A 24,274-nucleotide genomic window follows, 5' to 3' on the forward strand; every position below is an offset into this window, starting at 1 on the left:
ACCAACTGAGCTAAGGGGGAAGCGTGTCTCTCAACGGGGCGAAATATTAATGACCCCTTGCCAAGGTGTCAACAAATAAAATGACAGAAAGTTAAAAAATCCGTTTATCCGCTGGTTTTATATTCGATTTGTCGATTTTTTAGTGGAAGTTCGACCATTGAAATAAAGAAAAATCCTGAAAGCCCTTTTTTTGTTGTAGTTAAAATGAATAAAAATGCTTTTTTTGAACATCTAAAGTGAGATTTAGTCTTAAAGGCTTAAATTTTAACTTTTTAACTTGATCTTACTTTTATTTGTTCTATGGGATCAGGATCGCAAAAATGCAAAGTATATTGTTTGTTACATTTATTCGTTTTGTGCAGAAAATAGACATATAAAATTGTTTGATAGCATAAAATTTATGATATGTGTTTATTTAGTCTTTTAAAATAAGGGGTTACATAAAGATTCAATAACTTAAATCGCTTGTAGAACGTCTGTTCATAACAGTAAAGTTATCAACAGACGAACAAAATGATCATTTCTTGTCACATTTATGAAACAAAGATCCTTTTCCACAGGTGTGTTTCTGATCTTTTGATCGCGCTATAAGTCTTTATTTTATTAGCTTTATGACACTTACCCACAGAATCTGTGGATAACATTGTTTATTAATCTTTAAAAAGTATTGCAAAGCCATATATGTCGGGCTTTGGGAGCTTTGCAATACTTTTTGCTAAATTTTTTTAGTTCAATAAAAACAATGGGTTGCTGTTTTTTGTTCTGGTTTGTGTGGTTTTTACTCATTGCAGTATTTTTTATAGTCAAATAAGCGTCATACTTGTGCAAAAAAATCTCAGTGGCTACTAAAGCGACAGGTTAGTAAGTGCTTATGGAAGGTGTTTTTGTGCCTTTTTGGTGCATAGCTTGGTCTAAATGATTCAAAAGCGAAGATCTCAGAGTTGAATTAATATTTATTGTTGATAAAAGATCACGATCCTCTGGGTTTAGTTTTCATGATGATCTAGAATGCTCAATCCACTGGTCGGGCTTATCTTAAGGTTTCTATTTAATATGGCATCAGCGCAGCAGTCTCAAGTCTCCAATGACATCCTTGAAGGGGACATCCCGTCCACACTCAAACGTATGACCATTCCCATGATATTTGGCATGATCACGCTGATGATGTTCAATTTAGTCGATACTTTCTTTATCAGTATGTTAGGGACTGAAGAGCTTGCTGCTGTCAGTTTTACTTTCCCTGTTACTTTCACTGTGATTAGTCTTGCAATAGGTTTAGGTATCGGCACGTCTGCAGTAATTGCCAAAGCTCTGGGTGCGAATAAAGTAGAAGAGGCAAAGTTTGATGCCACTATTGCACTTTTATTATCAGCAGTGATGGTATTCTTATTGTCTTTATTTGGCTTTTTAATGATAGAGCCGATTTTCAAACTACTCGGTGCTCACGCTGAAGTCATGCCACATATATATGACTATATGTCTATTTGGTTCTTGGGTAGCGTATTCTTAATCACACCTATGATTGGTAATTCAGTACTACGTGCCAGTGGTGATACTAAAACGCCAAGTATTATTATGGGTGCAGCGGGTTTGATAAATGCGATCCTCGACCCTCTTCTTATTTTTGGTATAGGCCCATTCCCTGAACTAGGTGTTCAAGGTGCCGCGATTGCCAGTGTCATTGCTTGGTCTGTGGCTGTAGGTATTATCTTTTATTTACTTGCAGTGAAAAAGCGCCTGCTCAGTGTAAGCCCTGGAGAGCAGGGCGTTATGCAGGCAGTTAAGAAAATCCTAAAAATTGGTTTTCCTGCTGCAGGCGCGAATATGCTGACACCTATCGCCATGGCTGTTATGACAGCGATTGTAGCAACTTATGGACCTGAAGCGGTTGCAGCTTTTGGGGTAGGCAGCCGTATTGAATCTATCGCGAGTTTAGTGGTACTTGCATTGTCGATGACATTACCGCCCTTTGTCAGTCAAAATTATGGGGCGCAGAACTATCAGCGTGTGACAGAAGCCTATAAAACTACATTGAAGTTCGTAATGGTTTGGCAGTTTGCTATTTATATCGTATTACTCATTTGTTCAGGCTTAATTAGTCAAACCTTTGGTGCTGAAAAAGAAGTTCAACGCATCATTGAGCTGTTTATTTATATCATGCCATTGAGCTACGGTTTTCAAGGGGTGATCATTTTAAGTAATTCTTCATTCAATGCGCTTCACAAACCAATGAATGCCTTGTTACTGAGCGTGATCAGATTGTTTGTGTTTTTCGTACCATTCGCTTATTTAGGATCGCATTTAGCAGGTCTGAAAGGGTTATTTATTGGTGCTGCAATCGGTAATTTGGTCACAGCCATTGTCGCCTACAATTGGTTCTGCGCGAGCTTAAACCGAATGCAATCTGTGCCTGAGCAGGAATTAAAACATGACTGATGTATTTAAACTTCACTCTGAATTTTCACCAAATGGTGACCAGCCAACGGCTATCGCGCAACTTTGTGACGGCTTAGATTCTGGCCTTGCGCATCAAACTTTGCTAGGGGCAACGGGTACGGGTAAAACCTTTACCATGGCGAATATAATCAGCAACCTGAACCGCCCGACAATTATACTCGCTCACAATAAAACCTTGGCGGCACAGCTATATGGAGAGATGAAAGAGTTCTTTCCTGAAAATGCAGTAGAGTATTTTGTTTCATATTATGACTACTATCAGCCTGAAGCTTATGTGGTGGCAAGTGACACCTTTATAGAAAAAGATGCGTCGATAAATGAACACATTGAACAGATGCGTTTATCAGCAACCAAAGCCTTATTAGAGAGGCGCGATACCATTATTGTTGCGTCTGTGTCGGCGATTTATGGTCTGGGCGATCCTGATTCTTATATGCAAATGATGTTACTGCTGAAAGTAGGGGATACAGTTGACCAACGTGATATTCTTCGAAAGTTAGCAGAGCTACAATATACTCGAAACGACATAGATTTTAGTCGAGGTACTTATCGTGTTCGTGGTGAAGTCATCGATATTTTCCCTGCTGAATCTGTTGATATCGGTGTTCGCGTTGAATTATTTGATGACGAAATTGAGCGTTTGAGTTTATTTGATCCACTTACTGGTGCCATTGAAAAGCATATTGTTCGTGCAACTATCTATCCAAAAACGCACTATGTTACTCCTCGTGAGAAAATCTTAGATGCGATCGATAAAATTAAAGCCGAACTAAAAGATAGAAGAAAACAATTACTCGATGGAAATCGTTTAATTGAAGAGCAAAGGGTTGCTCAGCGTACACAATACGATATTGAAATGATGACCGAGCTTGGTTATTGCTCTGGCATCGAAAACTATAGCCGCTATCTTTCTGGCCGTGCGCCTGGCGAGCCGCCTCCAACGTTACTCGATTATTTGCCTGATGATGCGCTAATGATCATCGATGAGTCTCATGTGACCGTCTCTCAAGTGGGCGCCATGTATAAAGGGGATAGAAGCCGTAAAGAAAACTTAGTTGAATACGGGTTCCGTTTGCCATCGGCCATGGACAACCGACCGCTAAAATTCGATGAGTTTGAAGCAATTTCACCACAGACTATTTATGTATCAGCGACACCCGGCGATTACGAATTAGAGAAATCAAATGGCGACGTGGCTGAGCAGGTTATTCGCCCGACGGGCTTACTTGATCCTAAATTAGAAGTACGCCCAGTTGGCTCACAAGTGGACGACTTACTCTCTGAGATTTATAAACGTGTAGAGAAGAAAGAGCGCGTCTTGGTGACCACATTAACCAAGCGTATGGCTGAAGACTTAACAGATTATCTTAATGACCATGATGTGAAGGTGCGTTATTTACACTCGGATATTGATACCGTTGAGCGTATGGAGATTATCCGCGATTTACGTAAAGGCGTATTTGATGTGCTAGTAGGTATTAACTTACTTAGAGAAGGTCTGGATATGCCAGAAGTGTCTCTTGTCGCAATACTCGATGCAGACAAAGAAGGCTTCTTACGCTCTGCGCGCTCATTAATACAGACAATTGGTCGAGCGGCACGTCACTTAAATGGTAAAGCAATTTTATATGGTGATGTGATCACCAAGTCGATGAAAAAAGCCATTGAAGAAACCGAACGTCGTCGCTCAATACAAGAAGCTTATAATGAAAAACACGGCATAGTGCCAACGGCATTGAATAAGAAAATCACGGATGTGATGGATGTTGGTGAAAGTGTCGATGAGTCATCAAGTTCACCTGTGTCAGCAAAAGTCGCTGAGCCTAAAGCGGGTTATCTAGATCCGAAGCAAATTGCAGAGCAGATCAGCGCACTTGAAACACAAATGATGCATCATGCTAGAGAGCTAGAGTTTGAAAAAGCGGCCAAGTTACGTGATGAAATCCATCAATTACAGCAGCAATTGATCGATGCTTAGTAATTCTTCGTTTTAACACTCAAAAATAATCAAAAGAGTGAAAAAGTCATGACAGAGAAGAAGGCTCTGAATGTATTGGGCAGTGAATTACAGCTGTGTTGTAGTGATCCATTAACCGGGTTTATGAGGGACGGGTTCTGCAACACAAATCATCTTAATATCGGTACTCATGTTGTGTGTGCAGTTGTAACAGAAGCGTTTTTAACGTTTACACGCTTAAGAGGCAACGACCTAAGTACGCCGATACCTGAATATGGTTTTCCAGGGTTAAAACCCGGTGATGGCTGGTGCTTATGTGCATTACGCTGGAAAGAAGCATATGAAGCAGGCGTTGCGCCACCGGTAAAGCTTCATGCAACTCATGAGAAAGTTCTGGACTACATATCGCTTGATGCCCTTAAAGCACATAGTAGAGACTAACTAGCCCGATTTACAAAAAAGGTTAACTTGAGAGTTAACCTTTTCATTGTTGATTATCAGATTTAAAAGCGGTAGCTTAAACCAACACCTAATGTTGATGTATCTAAATCACCCATATCCATGTACTGATATGAGGCATTAATACCTAAACCATTGCTGAAATCATACTCCCAGCCTAGCTCTGCAAACAAGCCAACACCGTCATCTGAGTTTAGTACTTTGCTATTTTGCTTAATATCGTAGTCGTAAAAGTTAACACCTAACTTTGCATATAAGCTGTTATTTTTAGTTAAGGCATACTCACCTTTACCGGCAAACACTAAGTTGCTGTACTCAAGTTTATTTGCATCTAAATTAAACAGCGGCTTGTCGTTATTTTTACATGTGAATTTATTATCGTCGATGTCTGTACATTCCCAGTCGTCAGCTTCGCTACCGCCGTTTAAGCCGACTTCTAAAGCTAACATTGGTGAAAACTGGTAATTGTAATAAAGATACGCTTGGCCTACACCGTCACCGTCTTTACTTGAGCCTTTATATTCAGCACCACCGCCTGATAGCTGAACACCCACTTTGTGTTTTTCTTCAGATGCATGAGCTTGGCCCATTAGAGCCGTTGATGATAGTAAAGCCATTAATAAAAGTGCGCGAGTTTTCATGATGAACATTCCTGTTTGATTTTGATGTGCTCATAGTAGAGCGCAAGCTTGTTAGAGTCTGTTGGAGGAATGTCAGCGGTTGTAGGCGGAATGTATGAGAATGTGAAAAAGTGTCAAATGAGATGTGTAGATATTTCAATTGCTTATATTTATAGCAAACGTTCTCATAGTTTGACTGAGTTGCTCATAAATGTCTTGGGAAATGGGGTTACGTAGACTTTGACTGCGTATCAAAGCAACATTAGCTCCGGGTAGAGTGGGCAACTCAGCGTTACTTAACACGCTATAGTCAGCGGCAGATATATTTGCGATTGCACCAACGGCAACACCTTGCTTTACCAAACCCAGTAAAGCCGCAAGGCTGCTACAACTCGCGACGACTTGAAAAGGAATTTTTGCTTTCATGAGTCCTTCAATGGCACCTTGGTGAAAGCGACAATCTGGTTGAAATACAGCAATAGGCAGAGGTGATTTAAGGTGAGAGCTGTGCTCTGGGTTATACACCCACACCCCTTTGTCTTGGTATATGAGCTGACCTTCTTCGGAGTCGGGGGAGCGGGTAATAAGCCCAAGATCTAAATCGCCCGCATCCAGCAATTGTTTGATTTTAAAACTCGGTAAACAGGTTACTCTTAAGTCTAGGTTACTGAACTGTGCATGCAGGAGCTTAATCAGCTCAGGTAAAAGGTTGTCGGCATAATCATCTGGGCAACCCAGTCTGAGCAGCGTATTGCTCGCACTGTGACGCATCGTCTGTAAAGTTTCATCATGGAGCTGTAATAGCTGGTTAGCATAGTGACTAAACTGGCGACCATCTTGGCTTAGAGTTAATAACCGGCCTTGTTTTTCAAATAGGCATTTACCGACATCTTCTTCGAGCTTTTTCATCTGCATACTCACGGCAGCTTGGGTGCGATGCACCTGTTTTGCTGCGCGAGTAAAACTGCCTGTTTCTATAAAAGCTAAAAAACTACGTAGCGCGTCAATATCCATTATCAGTACCTATTCGAATTTCTTATAGGTTGTATAAAAATAATCAGTTAGTCAAGGTTTATAAAAATACTTAACCTGAGCTCAGGTTATTTTCATTGACATTAAACCACGATACAGCAGTTAACAAGGAAATCATTTATGCAGCTATATATCGCTAATAAAAATTACTCGACTTGGTCATTAAGAGCCTGGCTTATGCTAGAAAAGTCAGGTATTAGTTTTGAAGAGACTAAGCTCAATTTAGAAACACTTGAATTTTTTAGCACGCTTAAAAATATCACACCAACAGCGAAAGTCCCATGTTTGGTAGATGGTGATAGCCTTGTGTGGGAATCTCTCGCAATTTGTGAGTATATAAGTGAAACTTATTTATCAGGGAAAGGCTGGCCGAGTGAGAAGAGCCAAAGGGCAAAAGCCAGAGCGCTTGCCTCTGAAATGCATGCAGGGTTTAACGCTTTACGTAACGAAATGCCGATGAATATCCGTGCGAAGCGTAAACTTGTCTTAAGCGAACAAGCGCAGCGCGATATTCAACGTATTGAGCAAATATTCATGGAGCAATATGAGCAACATCGAGGCTGGTTATTTGGTGAGTGGTCTATCGTGGATGCCATGTATGCGCCAGTGGTGTTACGTTTTCAGACTTATGGCATTGAACTTAATGAGTTGGCAACCGCCTATATGCAGCGAGTGCTTGAGTGTCCAGCTTTGCAAAAGTGGGTCAAAGCAGCCCTTGAAGAAACTGAATGGGTGGAAATGGATGAGGCTGGAGAAGATATTCTTTAACGTTCACTATACGCCATTAGCCCACTCATTTTGTTCTAACCAAAATATTTTGCCAAAGCCTGCGATAAAGCGGGCTCTTACCATATTCAATTCCCAAATATGAAAGTCGGTTAGATTCTTATATTGCTCGCTACTTGGGAAGTGTTCAACAAATTGGCTGATTAAATTCTCACTATCAGCTCTAGCAAGTTTAGTAGCCTCAGCGACGAGAGTTAAGCGCGACATTTGTGGGTCATTAAAGTCTTGTTGCTCAAATACCGTTAGAGATAATTTGTTGTCATGAGACAAGTTTTTAGCGTGCTGAGCTATATCGCTAATGAATAGATAGACTTGTCCCTTGGTATTAGCAAAAAACTGTACTGTTGAACCAAACGGGAAGCCTGGCAAAGTATTTGAATGAGTAGAGAGCACCGCAATCTTAGCGTTGGCGAGTAGCTGCTTGGCTTCTATCAGGGCTTGTTCGCGCATAGCGCTCTCCTTGTTTATACAAATGTTACTTCGGCTCGACAACCTTGTTCAGGGTTACTTTGTAATGAGAATTGCCAATGGTATTTTGCACAAATATCTTCAACGATTTGTAAACCCACACCAAACCCTTCATAACCTCTGGGCTTTTCATCAAGTCCTATACCTGAATCTATCACGACGACACCTGATTGACTGACGAATAAATCAACTTCGCCATCAAAGGTACAGTTTATGGCATTGTCTAATAGATTATATACAAGCGTCTGCAACAGGATTGCTTCACAGTTTATCTCAAAAGGTTCTTGTAATTGCCAATGTAAAGTGACTTGATTCGCCTGACATTTACTTTGTAGGGGGGCAATGAGCATTTCAACCCACCTATTATCGAGTGTAATTGGAGTAGGCGCTAGCACTGATTCTCTGGCCAAACACAAAAAGGTGTGAATTAATTCATTCACGTTATCTAAAGCTTTATTAATACCTTTCAATTGTTTATTGTCGCCATGTCGCTTTTGTAACACAGACACATTACCCTTAATGGCCATCATAGGTGTTCGCAATTCATGGCTGACATAGCGAGTAAAGGTTTGCTCTCGATGGAGCATTTGTTTCATCCGTTGGCGATAATGGTTCACAGCCGTCTCGATGTGGTAGATCTCCGCGCAACTTTTCTCATTGACAATGTCTGTATCTAAATCATCTTTGTTTTTATCGCTGATATGATGCACTAAATCCTGAAGCGGTTTTGCTAAACGGCCCGCTTGAACACGGATCAGATACGTTGCGAGTAAAAAAAGTAAACCACCAGCACCGGCAAAAATAACCTCAACTTTTAATAAATCAGCATCACTCCACTCAATTGGGTTCACATCCTCAACGGCATAATAGGTGTGTGTCTGATCATCAAAAGCGGCTGCATATACACTAAATTCACTGTCATCATCAAACTGGAAAGTTTGTACACCCGTCCAACCCTCTGAGATAGCGGCTTGTATCTTTTGGGGTAAAGATGAGTAATCTTTGTAGAGTGTTAGGAGTGGGTTTATCTCTATCTCAGGTGTTTCGGTCGTTGCAAACTGTTTAAAATGATGGGGGGCAATAATACTGAGTCTCTGTTCACTACTTCTATTTTCGGTATACATAATGGCAGAGCTCAATATCAATGTATAAATTGAGATAAGCATAATTGCGCCGAGCCATGTTGCTCTAAAAAGCTGTTGTTTAAGCGTTTTCATCTGTGATCAACTTATAGCCAAACTTAGGTACGGTTATTAGCATGTCTTGCTCGAATGGTTTATCAAGTGCTTTACGCAATTGGTAAATATGTCGGCGTAATAGATCTTGGTCCGGTACATCATCGGGCCAAAGTGCCTGCTCAATGGTCTCTCGAGTAACTGGGTTTGGGCTCTGATGAGCTAATGTCAGTAAAATTTTATAGCCACTGGGATTGAGCTTGATTGACTGACCGGCTCGGCTGACTGTTCGAGTATTTAAATCAATCATTAATGAACCCACATTTAATTGTGTTTTAAAACCAACGCCTTGGGTGCGTCTGATAACCGCTTTGATCCTGGCTTCTAAGAGCATAAGATCAAAGGGCTTAATGATGTAGTCATCCGCACCGCAATTTAAGCCACCTAGCATGTCTTGTTGGGTATCTCGGGCTGTAAGCATGATGATTGGGGTATTGTTTCCTTGTGCGCGTAAGCGTTTACAAATTTCGATGCCGTCGAGACCAGGCAGCATGATGTCTAAAATAATACAGTCATAGCGATTAGCGCAGGCCAATTGCAGCCCCATAATGCCATTGGCTGCATAGTCTAATTCGTACTGTTCTTCTTCAAAGTAGTCGAAGATGGTCTCAGCGACTTGCTGAGAATCTTCGACCAATAAAATGCTCAGCGACTTTTCTGTGTGCACGTCAGTAGCACCCCTTTTTGACTCGTGTTAATGGTTAAGCAGGTATGCGTGCTGGGTAAAGTGAGTATCTCTTTTTGTGTATGTGTCAGCACTAAATAGCTTTGTTTCTGAGTATTAAGTATGTCTGATAGTTCAGCAACTTGCTCAATTAATTGTGCTTTGCCACAACTGTAGAAGCGTGCTGAAAATGGTCGTTTTTCTATATAGAAAACAGGCACCGAAGGGCAAGGCTTCGCAATCACTTCGAGTAGTTCGATTTCAGAGTACTTACTATGCCAGCCTTTAATAACAGCTGTGATGATTAAACTATATATTGCTAAACAAACTAGACCTATAGTCAAAAACTGCTTATCAGCCTTTGTTTGCAATACGGGTTTACTTGACACAGCTAGCTGTTTTTCATGTGAAAACACGATGGTCATCAGTAGTGCAAATGCAGGTAAGCCAGGAAGCACGTAGGCGGATAAAATATTACTCGCCAGTGTAAACAACAGCATTGGTGCAATGGCCCAAGCAATCAGGTAGCGATTCAGATTTATTTTGCATAAAGCTTTTAGTTGTTTCGGTGCGGTGAGTAATTTGAAGATTAAAATAAACGACCAAGGGCATGCCACACCTAGCCAGAATAGCCAGATAGTGCCTTTAGTTTCTAGATGAGCACTGCCATATAAGTCACCTTGCCAACCTGGTTCTAAAAAGCGTTGAATATGCTCGCCAATAATGAAGTAATTTATAAAGCCCGGCGTCTTTTGCTCAGCAAGTAGATACCATGGCGCAAAAGTTACGATAAAGACAGTGAGCCCTAACACCCAAGGTAACGATTTAATGGCATTGAATAACTGATTTTGCCAAATAGCCCAAACGACAAGGGCAATCCCTATAATAACAACGGCAACAGGACCTTTGATAAGCATGCCTAGTCCACATGCGAAGAAGAAAACAAGGCCTGCAAGACGGCTTTTTTCTGTGTAACAGAGCCAAAAGCTGGTCATGGCTAAGGTACTTGCAAAAAGGAGTGCCGGATCGGTCATCACCATGCTGGTGGCGATAAAAAAGCCCAGACACGTTACCAAAATAAAACTGCTATATATGGCAAGAGTGTGACCTAGAATACGTTTGGTAAATGCGAAAAGTAATGCAACTGTTGCCGCGCCCATTAACCAATGTGCAAAGCGCGCGCTCCATTCATTGATACCAAATATCTCAAAGCTGAGAGCGGTGATCCAAGTATGGGCAGGAGGCTTGCCCCAAAACGGCACATTGATATCAAACCAAGGGGTGATCCAATCTTGGCTTTGCACCATTAATCTGGCTATCTCTGCATATCTTGCCTCTGTTGTATCGTACAGCGGATACATGCCCAATGTGAATAATCTGATTAATAGCAGTAGGGCAGTAATGACCAACAAGCAATGACTAAACCTCATGTCGCTGCTCCGCAGTGTGACAAGGTTTATAATGCTCTGTCATGACTAAGTAGATAGGTCGTTGTTTTGCTTCGGTAAACAGCCTTGCTATATATTCCCCTAGAATGCCAATCGCCAGTAATTGCACTCCACCTAGGGCGAGCATCGTGAGCATCATACTCGGGTAACCTTGCACGACTTCGCCGAATATCAGTGTTTTTATCATAACCCAAGCGGCAAAAATAAATGCATACAAAGATACTAATGCCCCCATCCAAGTTGCGAAACGCAGCGGTTTGACACTAAACGAGGTGATCCCTGACAGGGCAAGTTTGATAAGTTGAAAGTAGTTCCACTTGGTGGTGCCTGCAGCGCGTTCGGGGCGTTCAAATTCTAAAGTTATTTGTTTAAACCCCGGCCAACTCATCAAGCCTTTCATGTAGCGATTGCGTTCTGGGAGCTGCTTAATTGCCTCAACGACATTACGAGATAATAACCTGAAATCTCCGACATCCTCAGCAACAGGACTGTCTGATACCCAATTTAGAAGGCGATAAAAAGCATGCGCACTGGCTACTTTGAACCAAGACTCTCCTTGACGGCTTGCGCGTTTCATATTGACTACGTCGGCGCCTTGCTGCCACGCTTCAATCATCTCTGGGAGCAATTCAGGCGGGTCTTGTAAATCAGCATCAAGTAGCACCACCGCATCACCTTTTGCATGTTCAAGGCCAGCTGTTACGGCAGCTTCTTTGCCAAAGTTGCGGCTCAGTTGTAAGCACCGAACATCACAGAATTGGTGAGTGAGACTTTGTAGAATTTGCCATGAGTCGTCGTGACTGCCGTCATCAATGTACACAAGTTCGATATGACACTGTTTAATGCCTGCACTCACTGAGCATACTCTGTGATGAAATGCTCTAAGCACCTCTTGCTCGTTAAATACAGGCACAATGAGGCTAATAACAGGCTTGTTTTGAGTGGCTTCTTTTTGCTGCTCAATGAATCCTTTTCTGCGAGATTGTGCTTCACTAGAGGGGCTCAGCTTAACCAATGAAAGTGGTGTCATTTTGACTACTCCTAATTGTTCAATACGCACAGTCTAAACAGGAGAATGTCGAAAAAATGTCTACATGTACTCACTTAGCTTTAGACATTTTTTAGACCGGTCTAAACGTACTCTTCAGTGGTGTTTGTCATTTTGGAGATAGATGTTTGGGTCAGCAGTTTATTAAATTTGCCATGGTGGGGGTCCTCGGTTTTGTCACCGATCTCTTGATTTTTTATCTTCTGGTTTTTATGAATATAGAGAGTTTGGTTGCACGGGTATGTGCTTTTTGGTGCGCCACAATAGTGACTTGGTTGGGTTATCGTCTTTTTACTTTTGCAGCTTATGATTCAGATTGGTTTAAACAACTTATTCGGCATCTATCGGTGAGTCATTTATTTGGGTTGATGAATATCAGTGTGTTTTATTGCCTTAGTTTGATTGTGCCACTCTTTTTGGCTTTTTTGGTGGGCACGACAATAGCTATGCTTGGGAATTATACTTTTAGTAAGTTTTGGGTATTTTCTGAAAAACATGAAAAAGCCGCAACCTGAAAGGTCACGGCTTAGCACTACTTTTACATGTTGAAGTGACGATTAAAGAAGTTAGTGATCGTCTGATGTAAGTGTGTTTGTACTTTTTTACCACGCAAGCTGTGCTTAGACCCTGGGTAAGTCATCATTTCAAATGGCTTAGCATCGTCTTGCAGTTGCTTAAATAGCTTAGTTGCGTGTGTAAATAATACGTTGTCATCGGCCATACCATGATAGATCATCAGTGGACCTTTTAGGCCATCAGCATACGGGAATACAGCGCTCATTTCGTAGCCTTTTGCATTTGTCGCAGGGTGACCTAAATAACGCTCAGTGTAGTGTGTGTCATACAGTGCCCAATCAGTTACTGGTGCACCAGAAACACCCGCTTGGAAGTAGTCGCCTGCTTTGAACATGGTCATAAGCGCCATGTAACCACCGTAACTGTGACCATAGATACCAATGCGGTTTGCATCGACATAATCTAGTGTGCGTAAGAACTCAACGCCGCGGATCTGATCTTGTACTTCAACTTCGCCTAAGTACTTGTAGATAGGATCTTCAAACTTTTTACCACGATTGTAAGAGCCGCGGTTATCTAATTGGAAGATCACAAAACCTTGCTGTGCCATGTATTGGAAGTATAAGTTTTTGCTACGCCAGCTATTAGTTACACGTTGCGCGTGTGGACCGCCGTAAACGTTTACCATAACAGGGTGTTTCTTACCTTTTTCCATGTTCGCAGGTTTAAAGATACGGTAGTGCATCAGCTGACCGTCTTCTGCTTTTAGTGTGCCGTACTCGGGCTCAACTAAGTTGCTTAGGTAAGGTGTCAGAGGGTGTTTGTCATCTAGCTTGTTTTCTTCTAACCAAGTGATGAAATCACCGTTTACTTTACGTAAAGCAACTGAACTTGGTTTGTTTACTGATGAGCTCTTATCGATAAAGGTTTTCGCATCTTTTGCAACAACTACACTGTGGAAGCTGCCAGGTTGAGTGATGCGCGTGATATGACCTTTTTTGAATAGCGGTACGCTGTAAAGGTGGCTTTCTAATGGCGTATCTTTACGACCAGAGAAGTAAACAATGCCTTTTTTCTCATCGATTGCCTTGATGCTTTCAACGATCCAATCACCTTTCGTGATTTGGCGAATAAGCGTGCCGTCTGTGCGATATAAGTAAAGGTGCTTAAAGCCATCGCGCTCTGAGGCCCAAACAAAATGCTTTTTGTCTTTTAAGAAGCGTAGGTCAAAGTGTAGGTTAATCCACGTATCGCTGGTTTCAGCCAGTGCCACTTTTTGTGTTTTGCGCTTGCTGTCGTAAAAACGTAATTCGAGCTTTTGCTGAGAGCGGTTTTGCCATTGGTAAGACAGTGTTTTATTGTCTTTTAACCACTTAGCGCGAGCAATATAAATATCTTTGTCTTTGCCAAGTTCAACCCAATCCACTTTTTGGTCATTCAGCTTTACCACACCCAGTTCAATTTCTACATTTGGTGTGCCTGTGAAGGGATAACGTTGATTGAATAGCTTTACTTCGTCAGCGTAAATTTCGTTACGTATGGCCTCTTGTACTGAGCTTTCGTCAATGCGGGTAAAAGCAATCTTGCTCTCATCACCTGACCACCAGTAACCCGTCATACGGCTCATTTCTTCTTGCGCGACGAACTCAGCCATACCATTTTTAATGGTGCCGCCACCGTCTTTACTTAATTGAATTTCTTTACCTGAACTCAACTCTAGGGCATACAGGTTTTGCTCACGAATGAAGGAAACAAAGTTACCTTTTGGCGAGAAACGGGCATCGGTCTCAAACGCTTCAGTGTTAGTTAGCTTTCGGCTTTTGCCCGATGCAATTTGGTAGTAGTACAAGTCGCCATTAAGTGGGAAAAGCAATGCTTTACCATCTGCTGACCATTTGTATTCTAAAATACCACGACCAAAAATACGCTGGCGTTCACGACGTGCTTTTTCTTCGTCTGATAAGGTTTCAGGACCTGAGAAGAGCGCTTGAGAGTCAACTAATAGGCGATTTGTGTTGTCTTTTAAGTTGTATTCCCATAAATCATAACGGTTGTAGTCATCTACTTTACCTTGTAGATAAGTAACACGACTGCCGTCAGGAGAAAACTTAAGTTGCACAGGGGCTTTACCAGCCAAACCTGGATCATCAAAAATACGCTCAAGGGTTAATGGTTGAGCAACGGCTGTGGTTACAGCGGCCATTAACGGTAAGCTTAGCGCCATTGATTTGAATGTAATGCGCACAAAATCACCTTGTTAGTTATTAAAAGTAGAGCGATGGTAGCCTCAAGCATGGGCATTGGCAATGTATTAGGATAAAGTGAGTAGTATAATTAGAAGAGGATTTCAATCATGGCATTTGAATTAGCGCCTGAATTACAACGAGATTGCATTGAATTGGCCGATTGGTCACTGTGTAAAGTACTCTTGATGAACGACAGTCAGTACCCTTGGTTTATTCTAGTCCCCCGTGTAGAAGATTGCCGTGAAATCATTGATTTAGATGAAGCACTACAAACTCAGTTTTGGCAAGAGTCGGCACAGCTAAGCCGTACATTACAAGCGGTATTTAGTCCAGATAAGCTCAATGTCGCCGCGCTAGGTAATATGGTCCCTCAGCTACATGTTCATCATATCGCTCGCTTTACCAATGATGTTGCTTGGCCAAAGCCTGTATGGGGGCTTCATCCTGCTAAGCCTTACACCGACGAGCAAATTGCTGAGCTGAAGAAGGTGTTCTAGTTTTTAAATTAAGGTGTAGGAGTTAATTATGAGTCGAGAGTATAAGTATCAAAATGAAACCGGCACTAAAATCGGCAAGTGGTATTTAAATCGACTCGACTATTTTGAGTTTTATGGTTTTCCCGGTGAGTGGAAAATAAAAGCGAAGTGCTTAGTCTGCTTAGGCTTGTCAATTTGGCTAACTAAACTCTTGCAGATTCTTTTAGCACCTATTTTTCTATGGGCGGCGTATGTGTCAGTCCGTACTCTTGTTATTTTGATAGAGAAAAAGTGTCGTTACCGTGGTTATTTTCTGTTTCCTAAAAAGATAATCGATTTTTTGAGAGAATATCGAAAGGATGTGGATGTAACAGATTTTGATAGTCTATCTACAGCTGAAAAATCAGGACAGGAAACACAAATTGCAAAGCGAACATTGACCCGAAAATATAAAGGTTAGTTACGCAAGCATAGTAGAAGTTAATACGTTGTGGCTTCTGGCACTTTTGTTGATCTACTTTTGTTTAGTTTCCTGATTCTTCACAGTTTCTTACTGAGTGAAAATTATTATTGTTATGAGATAAAAGTTGCTAAAGGGCTTTTTATATGACTATATTTTTGCTTAGAGCTTCATACTTTATTGATATAGATTTGTTAACTTTATCCCTAACTTAGTTAATACTAGTGGTATAAAAATAATACAGTACGCTTTGCGCGTATCACCTGTTACTCGAGGGACTCAGCTTATGTCTACAGAAAATGCATTATTGACCATCCTAATCGATAGGATTAACAACGACACTTTGGTGTTACCAACCTTACCTGAAATTGCAGTTAAAGTTAGACAAGCTGCAGATGATCCAGAAGTAAACTTGATGCAAATGGCTGATGTGATTTCACAAGATCCAGCACTTGCTGCACGCATGATTAAAGTAGCAAACAGTGCGTTTATGGGACGCTCATTGAAGGTTAACACCCTAAATCAAGCTGTAACGCGTATTGGTTTGAGACAAATCAAGAATATAGCAACAGCAATGGCAATGGAGCAGCTGTTTGTTTCGAATAATAAGTTGATAAAAGCATATATGGACAAAGCCTGGCAGCAAACCTTAAAGGTAGCTTGCCAAGCGATTACCTGTATGGACTTTTATTTACGCGTTAACAAACACACGTCACTCAACAAAGATACCATTACACTCGCATCGCTAGTATTTAATATTGGTGTTTTACCAATATTAACAGAAGCTGAGCGTCACCCAGAAGTATTTGCAAACCCGAGCTTCTTAGCGCATGCAATCCAGAAACTTGCGGGAAAAATTGGTGGCTCTATTATGCGTGAGTGGGGCTTTACAGATGAATTTGTAGAAGTTGCAGAAAGCTGGTCGAACCCAAATTACAAGCCTGATCATGCTTGCTATGTCGATTTCATTCGTATTGGTGCGATTGCTGAAGGCATTTTACAAGTATCAGACAAAGCCGGTTCACTTCAAATTTATGAAGACAAAGGCGTGATCCGCTCATTAGAAATGTTTACCAGTGATGAGTATTTATCAACACTTGAAGATGTGAAGAGTATGTTTGATTAACATTACCTCAAAACAAAAAAGCCATTCATATTTGAATGGCTTTTTTGTTACATCTAAGTTGAGCTTGATATTTAAGCAATTTGCTTCTCGGCTAGATTAAGCTCCATGGTAGCTTTTAGTAAACGGTAAAGGTTAATTGAAGCATCAATTTCTTCTTTACGGTTTGTTAAACTTTCAATATTTAAGCCTAATGGTACGTCTAAGTGACCACAGCTTTGAATAATTAAGTCTAAGTTCTCACGACAAATACGGATTGATTCGCTTAAAGTGTTTTGCGAGTCAAGCATGCGCCACTTTGTTGCTTCTGGTACTGAAATCCCCAGCCACTCCATAAATTGTAGTGTTTTTTCACCACCACAAGGGGTAAAAGTAAGAATGATCCTTTTTGGCTCAATACCTTGCTGGCGGCAGTTGCGGGCATAACTTGTAATTAAATCAATAGTAGCCTGTGCGTTATAAACAGCTTGAGAAATAAAGAATTCACACCCTTGAGCCGTTTTTTCAATTAAGCGTTCATGCTCATTTCGTTTACTGGCGTGACGCTCGGCAATTGTGACACCACCTAAGAAAAAGTCGTCTTTGTGCTGTGCAATGGTCTCATATGCATTCGGTAAGCTTAATTTTACTTCACCGTTTGATGATGGACTGCCGACTAAGACTAGGTTCTTTAGATCATGCTTGGTTTTGGTAGTTTCAAGCCATTGATTAAATTCGCTCGCTTCCCGTTGTGCCACACTTTTATAAGTGATGACATCTAGTTGAGATAACTCTTTTACAAGTTGGCTATACTCACACGGATCTACAGTATGTTTGAACGGAAAAGGGCGTGGCACCTGTGTACGACTACTTTCATCTTGAATGTCGTAGATCACTACACCGTCATATTCAATTTCATGTAATCGACCAAGTAGCTTTTTTGCGATGGTTTTAACTTGTGCTTCATCAGTTCCCATTTTAGGCGGTGTAGTACCAATTAAATATACACCTTGATTCGGGTCAGATATTTTCTCTTGTAGTGATAAAGCCATGGTCCTCATTCCCATCTGTAATGCTAGTGAGGTAAATATAGCAGCCATTTAGACGTCTAGATAGATTTTTTTCATGAAACTTATTCAAACACTATGAATTTATCTCATGTTTACAATCAACCCGGATGTTCACTGAGTAATTAATAGATATATTTATTTACATAAATATTGCTTTCTAAAGCGAGAATAGTGGCAATTTATTGCATAATTAATCGGTTTGTAGCAAAGCTACATGATTAAAATAATAGTAATTAGGGACACGTATGAAATTTAAACTTTTGGCAACCAGCCTTGCAGTGACTTTAGCACTGTCAGGTTGTATGAGTAACAATGCACAGACAAGCAATACAGCAAATGCCTCTGTTGCATCAGCATCTGTTGAGAACAAAGTATTTGCACAAGACTATGTACTAGAAGAATTAGAAAATGGTCTTCGTGTGATGGTCGTTAAAACGGATTACCCTGATGTTGTATCGCTACAAATTCCGGTTTCAGTAGGCTCTCGAAATGAAATTGAAGCGGGTAAAACCGGTTTTGCACACTTTTTTGAACACATGATGTTTAAAGGCTCTGAAAAATTCCCGCAAGATGTGTATGCAGATATTCTGAAAAATTCAGGGGTAGACAACCGCGCGTACACGACAAACGACTACACAAACTATCACTTAAACTTTTCTAAAGAGCATTTAGATAAAGTACTTGAGATCAAAGCGGATATTTTCCAAAATCTAAAGTATTCAGAAGAGCAGTTTCGTACTGAAGCACTAACAGTTAAAGGCGAGTACTTAAAAAATAATGCCAGCCCAATTCGTAAATTACTTGCGGCAGTGCGTAAAGAGGCATTTGAAAAGCACACCTATAAGCACACCACAATGGGCTTCTTCGAAGATATTGAAGCCATGCCTGATCAAATGGCGTATGGCCAGATGTTCTTTGAGCGCTTTTATAAGCCAGAGTATGTTTCACTGGTGATTGTGGGTGATGTTGACCCTAAAGAAACCATGAAGATGGTTAAAAAGCATTGGGGTAATTGGAAAAAAGGTGACTACCAAGCGGATATTCCGGTAGAGCCAAAACAACAAGCGCCCAAATATGTGCATGAACAATTTGAAGGGATGCCGGGTCACTGGTTATTAGTATCTTACAAAGGCACAGCTTGGCAGCCGACTAAAAAAGACCGCGCAGCGCTTGATCTGATATCACAGCTTTATTTCTCGTCGAATTCAGAGTTATATCAAGAGCTTGTAGTAGACAAGCAACTTGCCAGCCAAATGTTTACTTATAACGCAGAGACAAAAGACCCAGGCTTACTGCATGTCTTTGTTAAAGTTGAAAAAGAAGAAGATTTAGCAACTGTTCGTGATGCGATTGCAAGCACTTATGCAAAAGCACGCACTGAGCTGGTGGATGCTGATAAGTTAGCTGCATTGAAGTCAAACCTTAAATACAGCTTCATCAATGGCTTAGATTCATCACAAGCCATTGCGTCAACGCTTGCAAGCTATATGCATTTTGAGCGTGACCCAGAAGTGATCAACCAGTTATATGCGTCTGCAGATGCCATTACAGCTGAAGACATTCGTGACATTGCAAACAAATACTTTGTTGATAATGGCCGTACGACCGTGACCATGTCTGCACTTGAGACTGTTTCTGGTTTCGATAAAGAAGTGTCTGTATCAGCGCTTGCTAAACAAGCGAGTCAACCTGTTGAGCGTCATTTCAAGGTATTAGATAAAACCAATAGTTCACCATTGGTTGATGTAAACTTATTATTTTACACTGGTGCAGCCGCTGATCCGGCAGGCAAAAAGGGCGTAGCGGCATTAACAGTAGCTATGATCGCACGTGGTGGTTCACAAACTAAGAGCTACAAAGAAATTCAAAAAGCACTTTATCCAATTGCTGGTAGCTTTGGCTATCAGTTAGATAAAGAAATGATTTCTTTACGTGGCCGTGTTCACAAAGATAACGCTGAGCAATGGTATGCACTTGTTAGTGAGCAATTGTTAAACCCAGGTTTCAGAGAAGATGACTTTAAACGTCTTAAGAAAGAGCTAATTGATGGCATTAAAGCAGGTTTGAAGTCTTCAAATGATGAAGAGCTGGGTAAAGAAGTGCTTTATCATAAGCTATATGAAGGTCACCCTTATGAAAGTTATAACTTAGGTGATTTGTCAGACCTTGAAGCGTTAACCCTAGATGACGTGAAAGCATTCTATGCAGCACAATTCACCCAAGCTAAGTTAAACGTGGGTATTACGGGTGATTTAGACAATGACGTGAAAACACAGATGCTAAATGATTTAGCTAGCCTACCAAAAGGTGATGAAGCGCGTTTAAGCATTCCTGATGCGCCTAAACTAGCGGGCCGTCATGCGACGGTTGTTGAGAAAAATGCTAAATCTACTGCAGTATCATTTGGTTTCCCAATCGACACAATCCGTAGCTCCAAAGATTGGACTGCACTTTGGCTTGTTCGCTCTTACTTTGGTGAGCATAGAAGCTCAAACAGTTTCTTATATCAGCGCATTCGTCAGGTACGTGGTATGAACTATGGTGATTATGCGTACATTGAGTACTTCCCTCGCGGTATGTTCCAAACTAAGCCAGATGCGAACCTAGGTCGTTCAGAGCAAATCTTCCAAGTGTGGTTACGTCCACTTCGTTCAAACAATGATGCGCATTTCGCAACGCGCGTTGCTTTGTTTGAACTAGACAAGCTAATTAAAGATGGCATGACAGAAGCTGACTTTAATGCCACACGTAACTTCTTGAGCAACTTTGTGCCTCAGCTGGTGGCAAGCCAAGATCGTCAGCTAGGTTATGCGCTTGATAGCGAATTCTACAACACAGAAAGTTTTGTTGAGTACGTTCGTAAACAACTTGCTTCACTGACAGTGGAAGATGTGAACCGCGTTATTCGTGAAAACCTGCAAACTGACGATGTGCATTATGTGTTCATCACAGGTGACGGCAAAGACATGCAAAAACGTCTTGCAAAAGAAACGGTTTCACCACTGAAATACAACTCAGATAAGCCTGCAGCACTTATCAATGAAGATAAGCAAATTGAAAGCTATAAGCTGAACATTCCTGCGAAAAACATTGAAGTGTTAGATGTAGAGAAAGTATTTAAGTAATTAATGCTTAAGATAGCTAGGCTTTATTTTTGGTGGCGACAACGCCTACTTTTAATAAGCTGCTCATATGTAAATCCCTACTAAGTAATTAGTGGGGATTTTTTTGAGCTAAACTTTTGTCTCATGCTTTCATCTTCAAGTTTATCTTTTAAAGGCATCAAAAATATCCTGATAGATATACAAAGCTTGAAAGTATTTATGGTTGAAGAGAAAGAAATCTGTTGCTTGGCATTATGGTAAAGTAGACATGAATTCAATCTGTTAGGGCGCACATCATGTGTAGCTATATGTTTGCTTTGTAATGATGGCTTTAATTTTGGTTCCACTCTGCAGGTCAAGGTTGAACTCTGGTTTTTATAAAGCGCAGTGAGTAGAAGCTACTCACTGCTAATTTTTTATAGTTTTATTTACGCCAAACTAGGCAGATAACGTTCATCAGGCAGATAGGTTTGCTCTAAAACAGGTGTGGAACTGCTCTCGCTCAAAGAGAAAAACTCTACAGTCTGATTCATCATTTGCGCTTGCTCTGCCATTGCCTCACCTGCAGCGGCGGCTTCTTCAACTAAGGCTGCATTTTGTTGTGTCATCTGATCCATCTGTGTAATAGCGGTGTTGATTTGCATAATACTCTCTGATTGATGCCTTGCAGACTGAGCGATTTCAGCCATCATGACACGTACTTTGCTGGTGGCTTCAACGATTTCATTTAGTGTATCACCAGAGCGATTTACTAAATCGGTACCTTCTTCAACTTTTGACTGACTGTCTCTGATCAGATCTTTGATTTCTTTGGCGGCATTTGAAGAACGCTGGGCAAGGTTTCGTACCTCACCAGCAACCACCGCAAACCCACGACCTTGTTCGCCAGCTCGTGCAGCTTCTACTGCTGCATTCAGTGCCAGTAAGTTGGTTTGGAAAGCGATATCATCGATCACACTGATGATTTCGGTGATTTGTTTACTCGACTGATTAATTTCCCGCATTGCGCTGACGGCCAGTTTAACGACTTCACCACCATGGCTGGCTTTATCTTCAGCAGTCATTGATAGAGCATTCGCATCTTCCGCTTTCTCTGAGCTTTGACGAACAATCTCTGTTACCTCATCCATACTTGCAGAGGTTTCCTCTAAGCTACCTGCTTGTTCTTCGGTGCGTTGGCTCAAATCAGCATTCCCTTGTGCGATTTCATTTGCTCCTTGAGAAATGCTGCCAGAGGCATGAGTGATATTTTCAATCACTTCAGTGAGTTTATCTGCGGTACTATTTGTGTCTTGTTTAAGTTGGCCAAACGAACCTTCGTAATCGTTGGTGATACGTTGGCTTAGATCACCTTGAGCTAATGCGCTGAGTACTTGAGTGACATCATTCAAGGCAACTTCCACGGTCGAAACCAAGTCATTTAGACCAGTGCTTAACGCTTCGAAGAAGCCGCTCTTCCCTTCTATGGTTAACTTCTGACTTAAATCACCTTGTGCGGCAGATTGCACCAGTGTGTCTATTTCTTTTTCGATATTTACTTCAGCGGTTCTGTCAGTCCACTCAAGTACAGTGCCTATGCGCTCGCCATTAACCTCTATTGGAAGTGACAGAGAATACACGCTCACCAATGAATTCGGTGCTGTTGTGAGCACTTGATAGGTTATTGAATAGTAATCTTTGTTGCTATGGTTCTAAGTAAAATTGCTCAACTGAGAAGCCGATTAAGTTGTGTGCATCGAATTGCCCAATATGTGCTTGAATATCATTTTCTGCGCTTTGCATCGTTGCTTTAAGCGCTTGGTTAGCATAAATGATATTCAGGTTTTTATCGGCAATCATGACATTGCCCGAAACACTGTCCAGAGCATACCTAACTCGAGCATTTTCTGCGGCAATTCGTATTTTTTCCCTCTCTTGTTCAAGCCAATCAGTTCTATCTTGCCATTCTAAAACGGCGCCTACGCGTTCTCCATCAACGTTAACAGGACTGATAATAACGGTGAAGGTACGCCCTGCAATGACAAATTCCGTTTCTATGCTGTTGGTTTGCGCAGCGATATCAGCTAGCTTGTCACTGAAATGGCTGAAGAAGGTATCTACTTTATTGTTTTCAATCGCATTGACATTAAAGTGCGGCATTTCTTGAGTAATGTCTTTATGCGCGACTTTAAACATCTCAACAAGTGAGTCGTTTAGATAAATGACATTAAAATCAGTATCAGCAATCATAACTTGGCCAGATGAACCGTCTAGTGCATATTTTACACGCGCATTTTCTGACGCAATACGTGTTTTCTCTTTTTCAGCAGCAAGTTCATCGGTTCTATCTTGCCATTCAAACACAGTACCGACTCTTTGCGCTTCAACCATGATGGGACTTGCGACCAGTTTGAATGTTCTAGCAGCAACCACAAACTGCGCTTCTAAACTTGTGGTTAGGCTTTCAATATGGCTTAACTGTTGCTCAAAATACGGCATTAAACTTGCGTTATGCGTATCTAAGATGTGATTTGCATTAAAGGTTGGCAGTTCATTTTGTTGTAGCTCAGATTCAACGTGATTAAACATCTGCTGGATCGCATCATTTAAGTAAATCACTTTATGATCTTTATCGGCGATCATGACATTTGAATTGGCGTTATCCAATGCACTTTTTATGCGAGCATTGACTCTAGCAATGATACGCTCTTGCGCTTCTTTTTCTCTTATTAGACCTAAACTCTGTCGCATAGCCAACATAGATTTAAACGCCTTGTGGAGCTCGCTCATCATATTCCAGATCAAGGTCGCCTTTAGAAATTGCCATGGCAATGTTATCGAGCTCATTAGGATCTTTGCCTAACTGCTTCATTACCATACGTAATAAGACAAAAATAATTGCAACACTGATGACTAGCGCTGTCATAAACATGAAAAAGATTTGCGAAACAGCTTGCTCGTTTGAAGCCTTTAATTGTGGACCGAGTATATCTTGATCTGTTTTAACCGGTTTACTTAAATCTCTGACTAAAGAGGCAAATCGAGGACCTATTACATCAAGTACATTTGTCACTTTATCGTTTCTATCGACAATGATGTCTTGCACTTCATTGAATGCTTGCATGTAGGTACTGCGTTTACTCATTA

21 protein-coding genes are annotated in these 24,274 nt (G+C 41.1%); 9 read left to right on the forward strand and 12 right to left on the reverse strand.

Features of this window, described 5'->3' with window-relative positions:
* The first annotated feature begins 1,053 nt into the window (after positions 1-1,053).
* Genes CWB72_RS15405 through CWB72_RS15415 form a run of 3 tightly spaced genes read left to right on the forward strand, consistent with a single transcriptional unit; the run spans position 1,054 to position 4,855 of the window.
* A complete protein-coding gene (locus CWB72_RS15405; protein WP_138633163.1) occupies positions 1,054-2,436 on the forward strand; it encodes an MATE family efflux transporter in 1,383 nt (460 codons plus the stop codon).
* Positions 2,429-4,435 (forward strand): excinuclease ABC subunit UvrB, encoded by a 2,007-nt coding sequence (gene uvrB / locus CWB72_RS15410; RefSeq protein WP_138633166.1) that lies wholly within the window; start codon positions 2,429-2,431, stop codon positions 4,433-4,435. Before CWB72_RS15405 ends, uvrB begins: the two co-directional genes overlap by 8 nt.
* Positions 4,436-4,483: 48 nt before the next feature.
* Positions 4,484-4,855: a DUF2237 family protein gene (locus CWB72_RS15415; protein WP_138633169.1), complete on the forward strand. Its 372-nt coding sequence runs from the start codon at positions 4,484-4,486 to the stop codon at positions 4,853-4,855.
* Positions 4,856-4,917: 62 nt separating this feature from the next.
* On the opposite strand, the gene CWB72_RS15420 is transcribed toward CWB72_RS15415, so the two are convergent.
* Both CWB72_RS15420 and CWB72_RS15425 read right to left on the reverse strand, forming a co-directional pair.
* A complete protein-coding gene (locus CWB72_RS15420; RefSeq protein WP_138568219.1) occupies positions 4,918-5,514 on the reverse strand; it encodes a porin family protein in 597 nt (198 codons plus the stop codon).
* 135 nt (positions 5,515-5,649) lie between these two features.
* Positions 5,650-6,507: a LysR substrate-binding domain-containing protein gene (locus CWB72_RS15425; RefSeq protein WP_138633172.1), complete on the reverse strand. Its 858-nt coding sequence runs from the start codon at positions 6,505-6,507 to the stop codon at positions 5,650-5,652.
* 138 nt (positions 6,508-6,645) lie between these two features.
* Between CWB72_RS15425 and CWB72_RS15430 the strand changes: the two genes are divergently transcribed.
* A complete protein-coding gene (locus tag CWB72_RS15430; protein WP_138633175.1) occupies positions 6,646-7,293 on the forward strand; it encodes a glutathione S-transferase family protein in 648 nt (215 codons plus the stop codon).
* Positions 7,294-7,299: 6 nt separating this feature from the next.
* Here CWB72_RS15430 and CWB72_RS15435 read toward each other — a convergent pair whose 3' ends face one another.
* From CWB72_RS15435 to CWB72_RS15455, 5 genes are read right to left on the reverse strand one after another with little or no spacing between them, the layout of a single operon-like run.
* On the reverse strand, positions 7,300-7,761 hold the full coding sequence (locus tag CWB72_RS15435) for a HugZ family protein (protein ID WP_138633178.1): 462 nt from the start codon (positions 7,759-7,761) through the stop codon (positions 7,300-7,302).
* A gap of 14 nt (positions 7,762-7,775) precedes the next feature.
* Positions 7,776-8,996, reverse strand: a complete 1,221-nt coding sequence (locus CWB72_RS15440; protein WP_138633181.1) for a sensor histidine kinase — start codon at positions 8,994-8,996, stop codon at positions 7,776-7,778.
* On the reverse strand, positions 8,983-9,681 hold the full coding sequence (locus tag CWB72_RS15445) for a response regulator transcription factor (RefSeq protein WP_436409860.1): 699 nt from the start codon (positions 9,679-9,681) through the stop codon (positions 8,983-8,985). Before CWB72_RS15445 ends, CWB72_RS15440 begins: the two co-directional genes overlap by 14 nt.
* Complete coding sequence (locus CWB72_RS15450) at positions 9,660-11,108, reverse strand: ArnT family glycosyltransferase (protein ID WP_138633184.1); 1,449 nt, start codon at positions 11,106-11,108, stop codon at positions 9,660-9,662. The genes CWB72_RS15445 and CWB72_RS15450 overlap by 22 nt, the downstream gene beginning before the upstream one ends.
* Positions 11,098-12,156, reverse strand: a complete 1,059-nt coding sequence (locus tag CWB72_RS15455) for a glycosyltransferase family 2 protein (RefSeq protein WP_138633187.1) — start codon at positions 12,154-12,156, stop codon at positions 11,098-11,100. The genes CWB72_RS15450 and CWB72_RS15455 overlap by 11 nt, the downstream gene beginning before the upstream one ends.
* A 146-nt stretch (positions 12,157-12,302) precedes the next feature.
* Here CWB72_RS15455 and CWB72_RS15460 point away from each other — a divergent pair, with 146 nt between their 5' ends.
* Complete coding sequence (locus tag CWB72_RS15460) at positions 12,303-12,689, forward strand: GtrA family protein (protein WP_138633190.1); 387 nt, start codon at positions 12,303-12,305, stop codon at positions 12,687-12,689.
* Positions 12,690-12,712: 23 nt separating this feature from the next.
* Here CWB72_RS15460 and CWB72_RS15465 read toward each other — a convergent pair whose 3' ends face one another.
* A complete protein-coding gene (locus tag CWB72_RS15465) occupies positions 12,713-14,914 on the reverse strand; it encodes a S9 family peptidase (protein ID WP_138633384.1) in 2,202 nt (733 codons plus the stop codon).
* A gap of 129 nt (positions 14,915-15,043) precedes the next feature.
* Here CWB72_RS15465 and CWB72_RS15470 point away from each other — a divergent pair, with 129 nt between their 5' ends.
* From CWB72_RS15470 to CWB72_RS15480, 3 genes are all read left to right on the forward strand, one after another.
* Positions 15,044-15,433, forward strand: a complete 390-nt coding sequence (locus CWB72_RS15470; RefSeq protein ID WP_130257223.1) for an HIT domain-containing protein — start codon at positions 15,044-15,046, stop codon at positions 15,431-15,433.
* Positions 15,434-15,461: 28 nt separating this feature from the next.
* On the forward strand, positions 15,462-15,872 hold the full coding sequence (locus CWB72_RS15475) for a hypothetical protein (protein ID WP_138633193.1): 411 nt from the start codon (positions 15,462-15,464) through the stop codon (positions 15,870-15,872).
* 286 nt (positions 15,873-16,158) lie between these two features.
* Positions 16,159-16,998, forward strand: a complete 840-nt coding sequence (locus CWB72_RS15480; protein ID WP_138633196.1) for an HDOD domain-containing protein — start codon at positions 16,159-16,161, stop codon at positions 16,996-16,998.
* Between the two features lie 71 nt (positions 16,999-17,069).
* Here the strand turns inward: CWB72_RS15480 and CWB72_RS15485 are convergent, their stop codons facing one another.
* Positions 17,070-18,026, reverse strand: a complete 957-nt coding sequence (locus CWB72_RS15485) for a methylenetetrahydrofolate reductase (protein ID WP_138568229.1) — start codon at positions 18,024-18,026, stop codon at positions 17,070-17,072.
* Positions 18,027-18,289: 263 nt separating this feature from the next.
* Here CWB72_RS15485 and CWB72_RS15490 point away from each other — a divergent pair, with 263 nt between their 5' ends.
* Positions 18,290-21,169 (forward strand): M16 family metallopeptidase, encoded by a 2,880-nt coding sequence (locus CWB72_RS15490; protein ID WP_138633199.1) that lies wholly within the window; start codon positions 18,290-18,292, stop codon positions 21,167-21,169.
* Positions 21,170-21,576: 407 nt separating this feature from the next.
* On the opposite strand, the gene CWB72_RS15495 is transcribed toward CWB72_RS15490, so the two are convergent.
* The 3 genes from CWB72_RS15495 to CWB72_RS15505 are packed head-to-tail and all read right to left on the reverse strand — an operon-like array spanning position 21,577 to position 24,272.
* Entirely contained in the window at positions 21,577-22,800 is a 1,224-nt protein-coding gene (locus CWB72_RS15495; protein WP_212747897.1) for a methyl-accepting chemotaxis protein, read from the reverse strand.
* A gap of 31 nt (positions 22,801-22,831) precedes the next feature.
* Positions 22,832-23,887: a PAS domain-containing protein gene (locus tag CWB72_RS15500; RefSeq protein ID WP_171037329.1), complete on the reverse strand. Its 1,056-nt coding sequence runs from the start codon at positions 23,885-23,887 to the stop codon at positions 22,832-22,834.
* 4 nt (positions 23,888-23,891) lie between these two features.
* Entirely contained in the window at positions 23,892-24,272 is a 381-nt protein-coding gene (locus CWB72_RS15505; RefSeq protein WP_138633209.1) for a hypothetical protein, read from the reverse strand.
* Between the last annotated feature and the right edge of the window lie 2 nt (positions 24,273-24,274).

Source organism: Pseudoalteromonas phenolica (assembly GCF_005886345.1).
Classification (GTDB): domain Bacteria; phylum Pseudomonadota; class Gammaproteobacteria; order Enterobacterales; family Alteromonadaceae; genus Pseudoalteromonas; species Pseudoalteromonas phenolica_A.

Coding starts and splice junctions, on each gene's coding strand:
- CWB72_RS15425 (WP_138633172.1), bottom strand. CDS start 6,507: ATGGATATTGACGCGCTACGTAGTTTTTTAGCTTTTATAGAAACAGGC.
- CWB72_RS15485 (WP_138568229.1), bottom strand. CDS start 18,026: ATGGCTTTATCACTACAAGAGAAAATATCTGACCCGAATCAAGGTGTA.
- CWB72_RS15405 (WP_138633163.1), top strand. CDS start 1,054: ATGGCATCAGCGCAGCAGTCTCAAGTCTCCAATGACATCCTTGAAGGG.
- CWB72_RS15480 (WP_138633196.1), top strand. CDS start 16,159: ATGTCTACAGAAAATGCATTATTGACCATCCTAATCGATAGGATTAAC.
- CWB72_RS15420 (WP_138568219.1), bottom strand. CDS start 5,514: ATGAAAACTCGCGCACTTTTATTAATGGCTTTACTATCATCAACGGCT.
- CWB72_RS15435 (WP_138633178.1), bottom strand. CDS start 7,761: ATGCGCGAACAAGCCCTGATAGAAGCCAAGCAGCTACTCGCCAACGCT.
- CWB72_RS15475 (WP_138633193.1), top strand. CDS start 15,462: ATGAGTCGAGAGTATAAGTATCAAAATGAAACCGGCACTAAAATCGGC.
- CWB72_RS15490 (WP_138633199.1), top strand. CDS start 18,290: ATGAAATTTAAACTTTTGGCAACCAGCCTTGCAGTGACTTTAGCACTG.
- CWB72_RS15455 (WP_138633187.1), bottom strand. CDS start 12,156: ATGACACCACTTTCATTGGTTAAGCTGAGCCCCTCTAGTGAAGCACAA.
- CWB72_RS15450 (WP_138633184.1), bottom strand. CDS start 11,108: ATGAGGTTTAGTCATTGCTTGTTGGTCATTACTGCCCTACTGCTATTA.
- CWB72_RS15430 (WP_138633175.1), top strand. CDS start 6,646: ATGCAGCTATATATCGCTAATAAAAATTACTCGACTTGGTCATTAAGA.
- CWB72_RS15415 (WP_138633169.1), top strand. CDS start 4,484: ATGACAGAGAAGAAGGCTCTGAATGTATTGGGCAGTGAATTACAGCTG.
- CWB72_RS15465 (WP_138633384.1), bottom strand. CDS start 14,914: ATGGCGCTAAGCTTACCGTTAATGGCCGCTGTAACCACAGCCGTTGCT.
- CWB72_RS15505 (WP_138633209.1), bottom strand. CDS start 24,272: ATGAGTAAACGCAGTACCTACATGCAAGCATTCAATGAAGTGCAAGAC.
- CWB72_RS15500 (WP_171037329.1), bottom strand. CDS start 23,887: ATGTTGGCTATGCGACAGAGTTTAGGTCTAATAAGAGAAAAAGAAGCG.
- uvrB (WP_138633166.1), top strand. CDS start 2,429: ATGACTGATGTATTTAAACTTCACTCTGAATTTTCACCAAATGGTGAC.
- CWB72_RS15440 (WP_138633181.1), bottom strand. CDS start 8,996: ATGAAAACGCTTAAACAACAGCTTTTTAGAGCAACATGGCTCGGCGCA.
- CWB72_RS15470 (WP_130257223.1), top strand. CDS start 15,044: ATGGCATTTGAATTAGCGCCTGAATTACAACGAGATTGCATTGAATTG.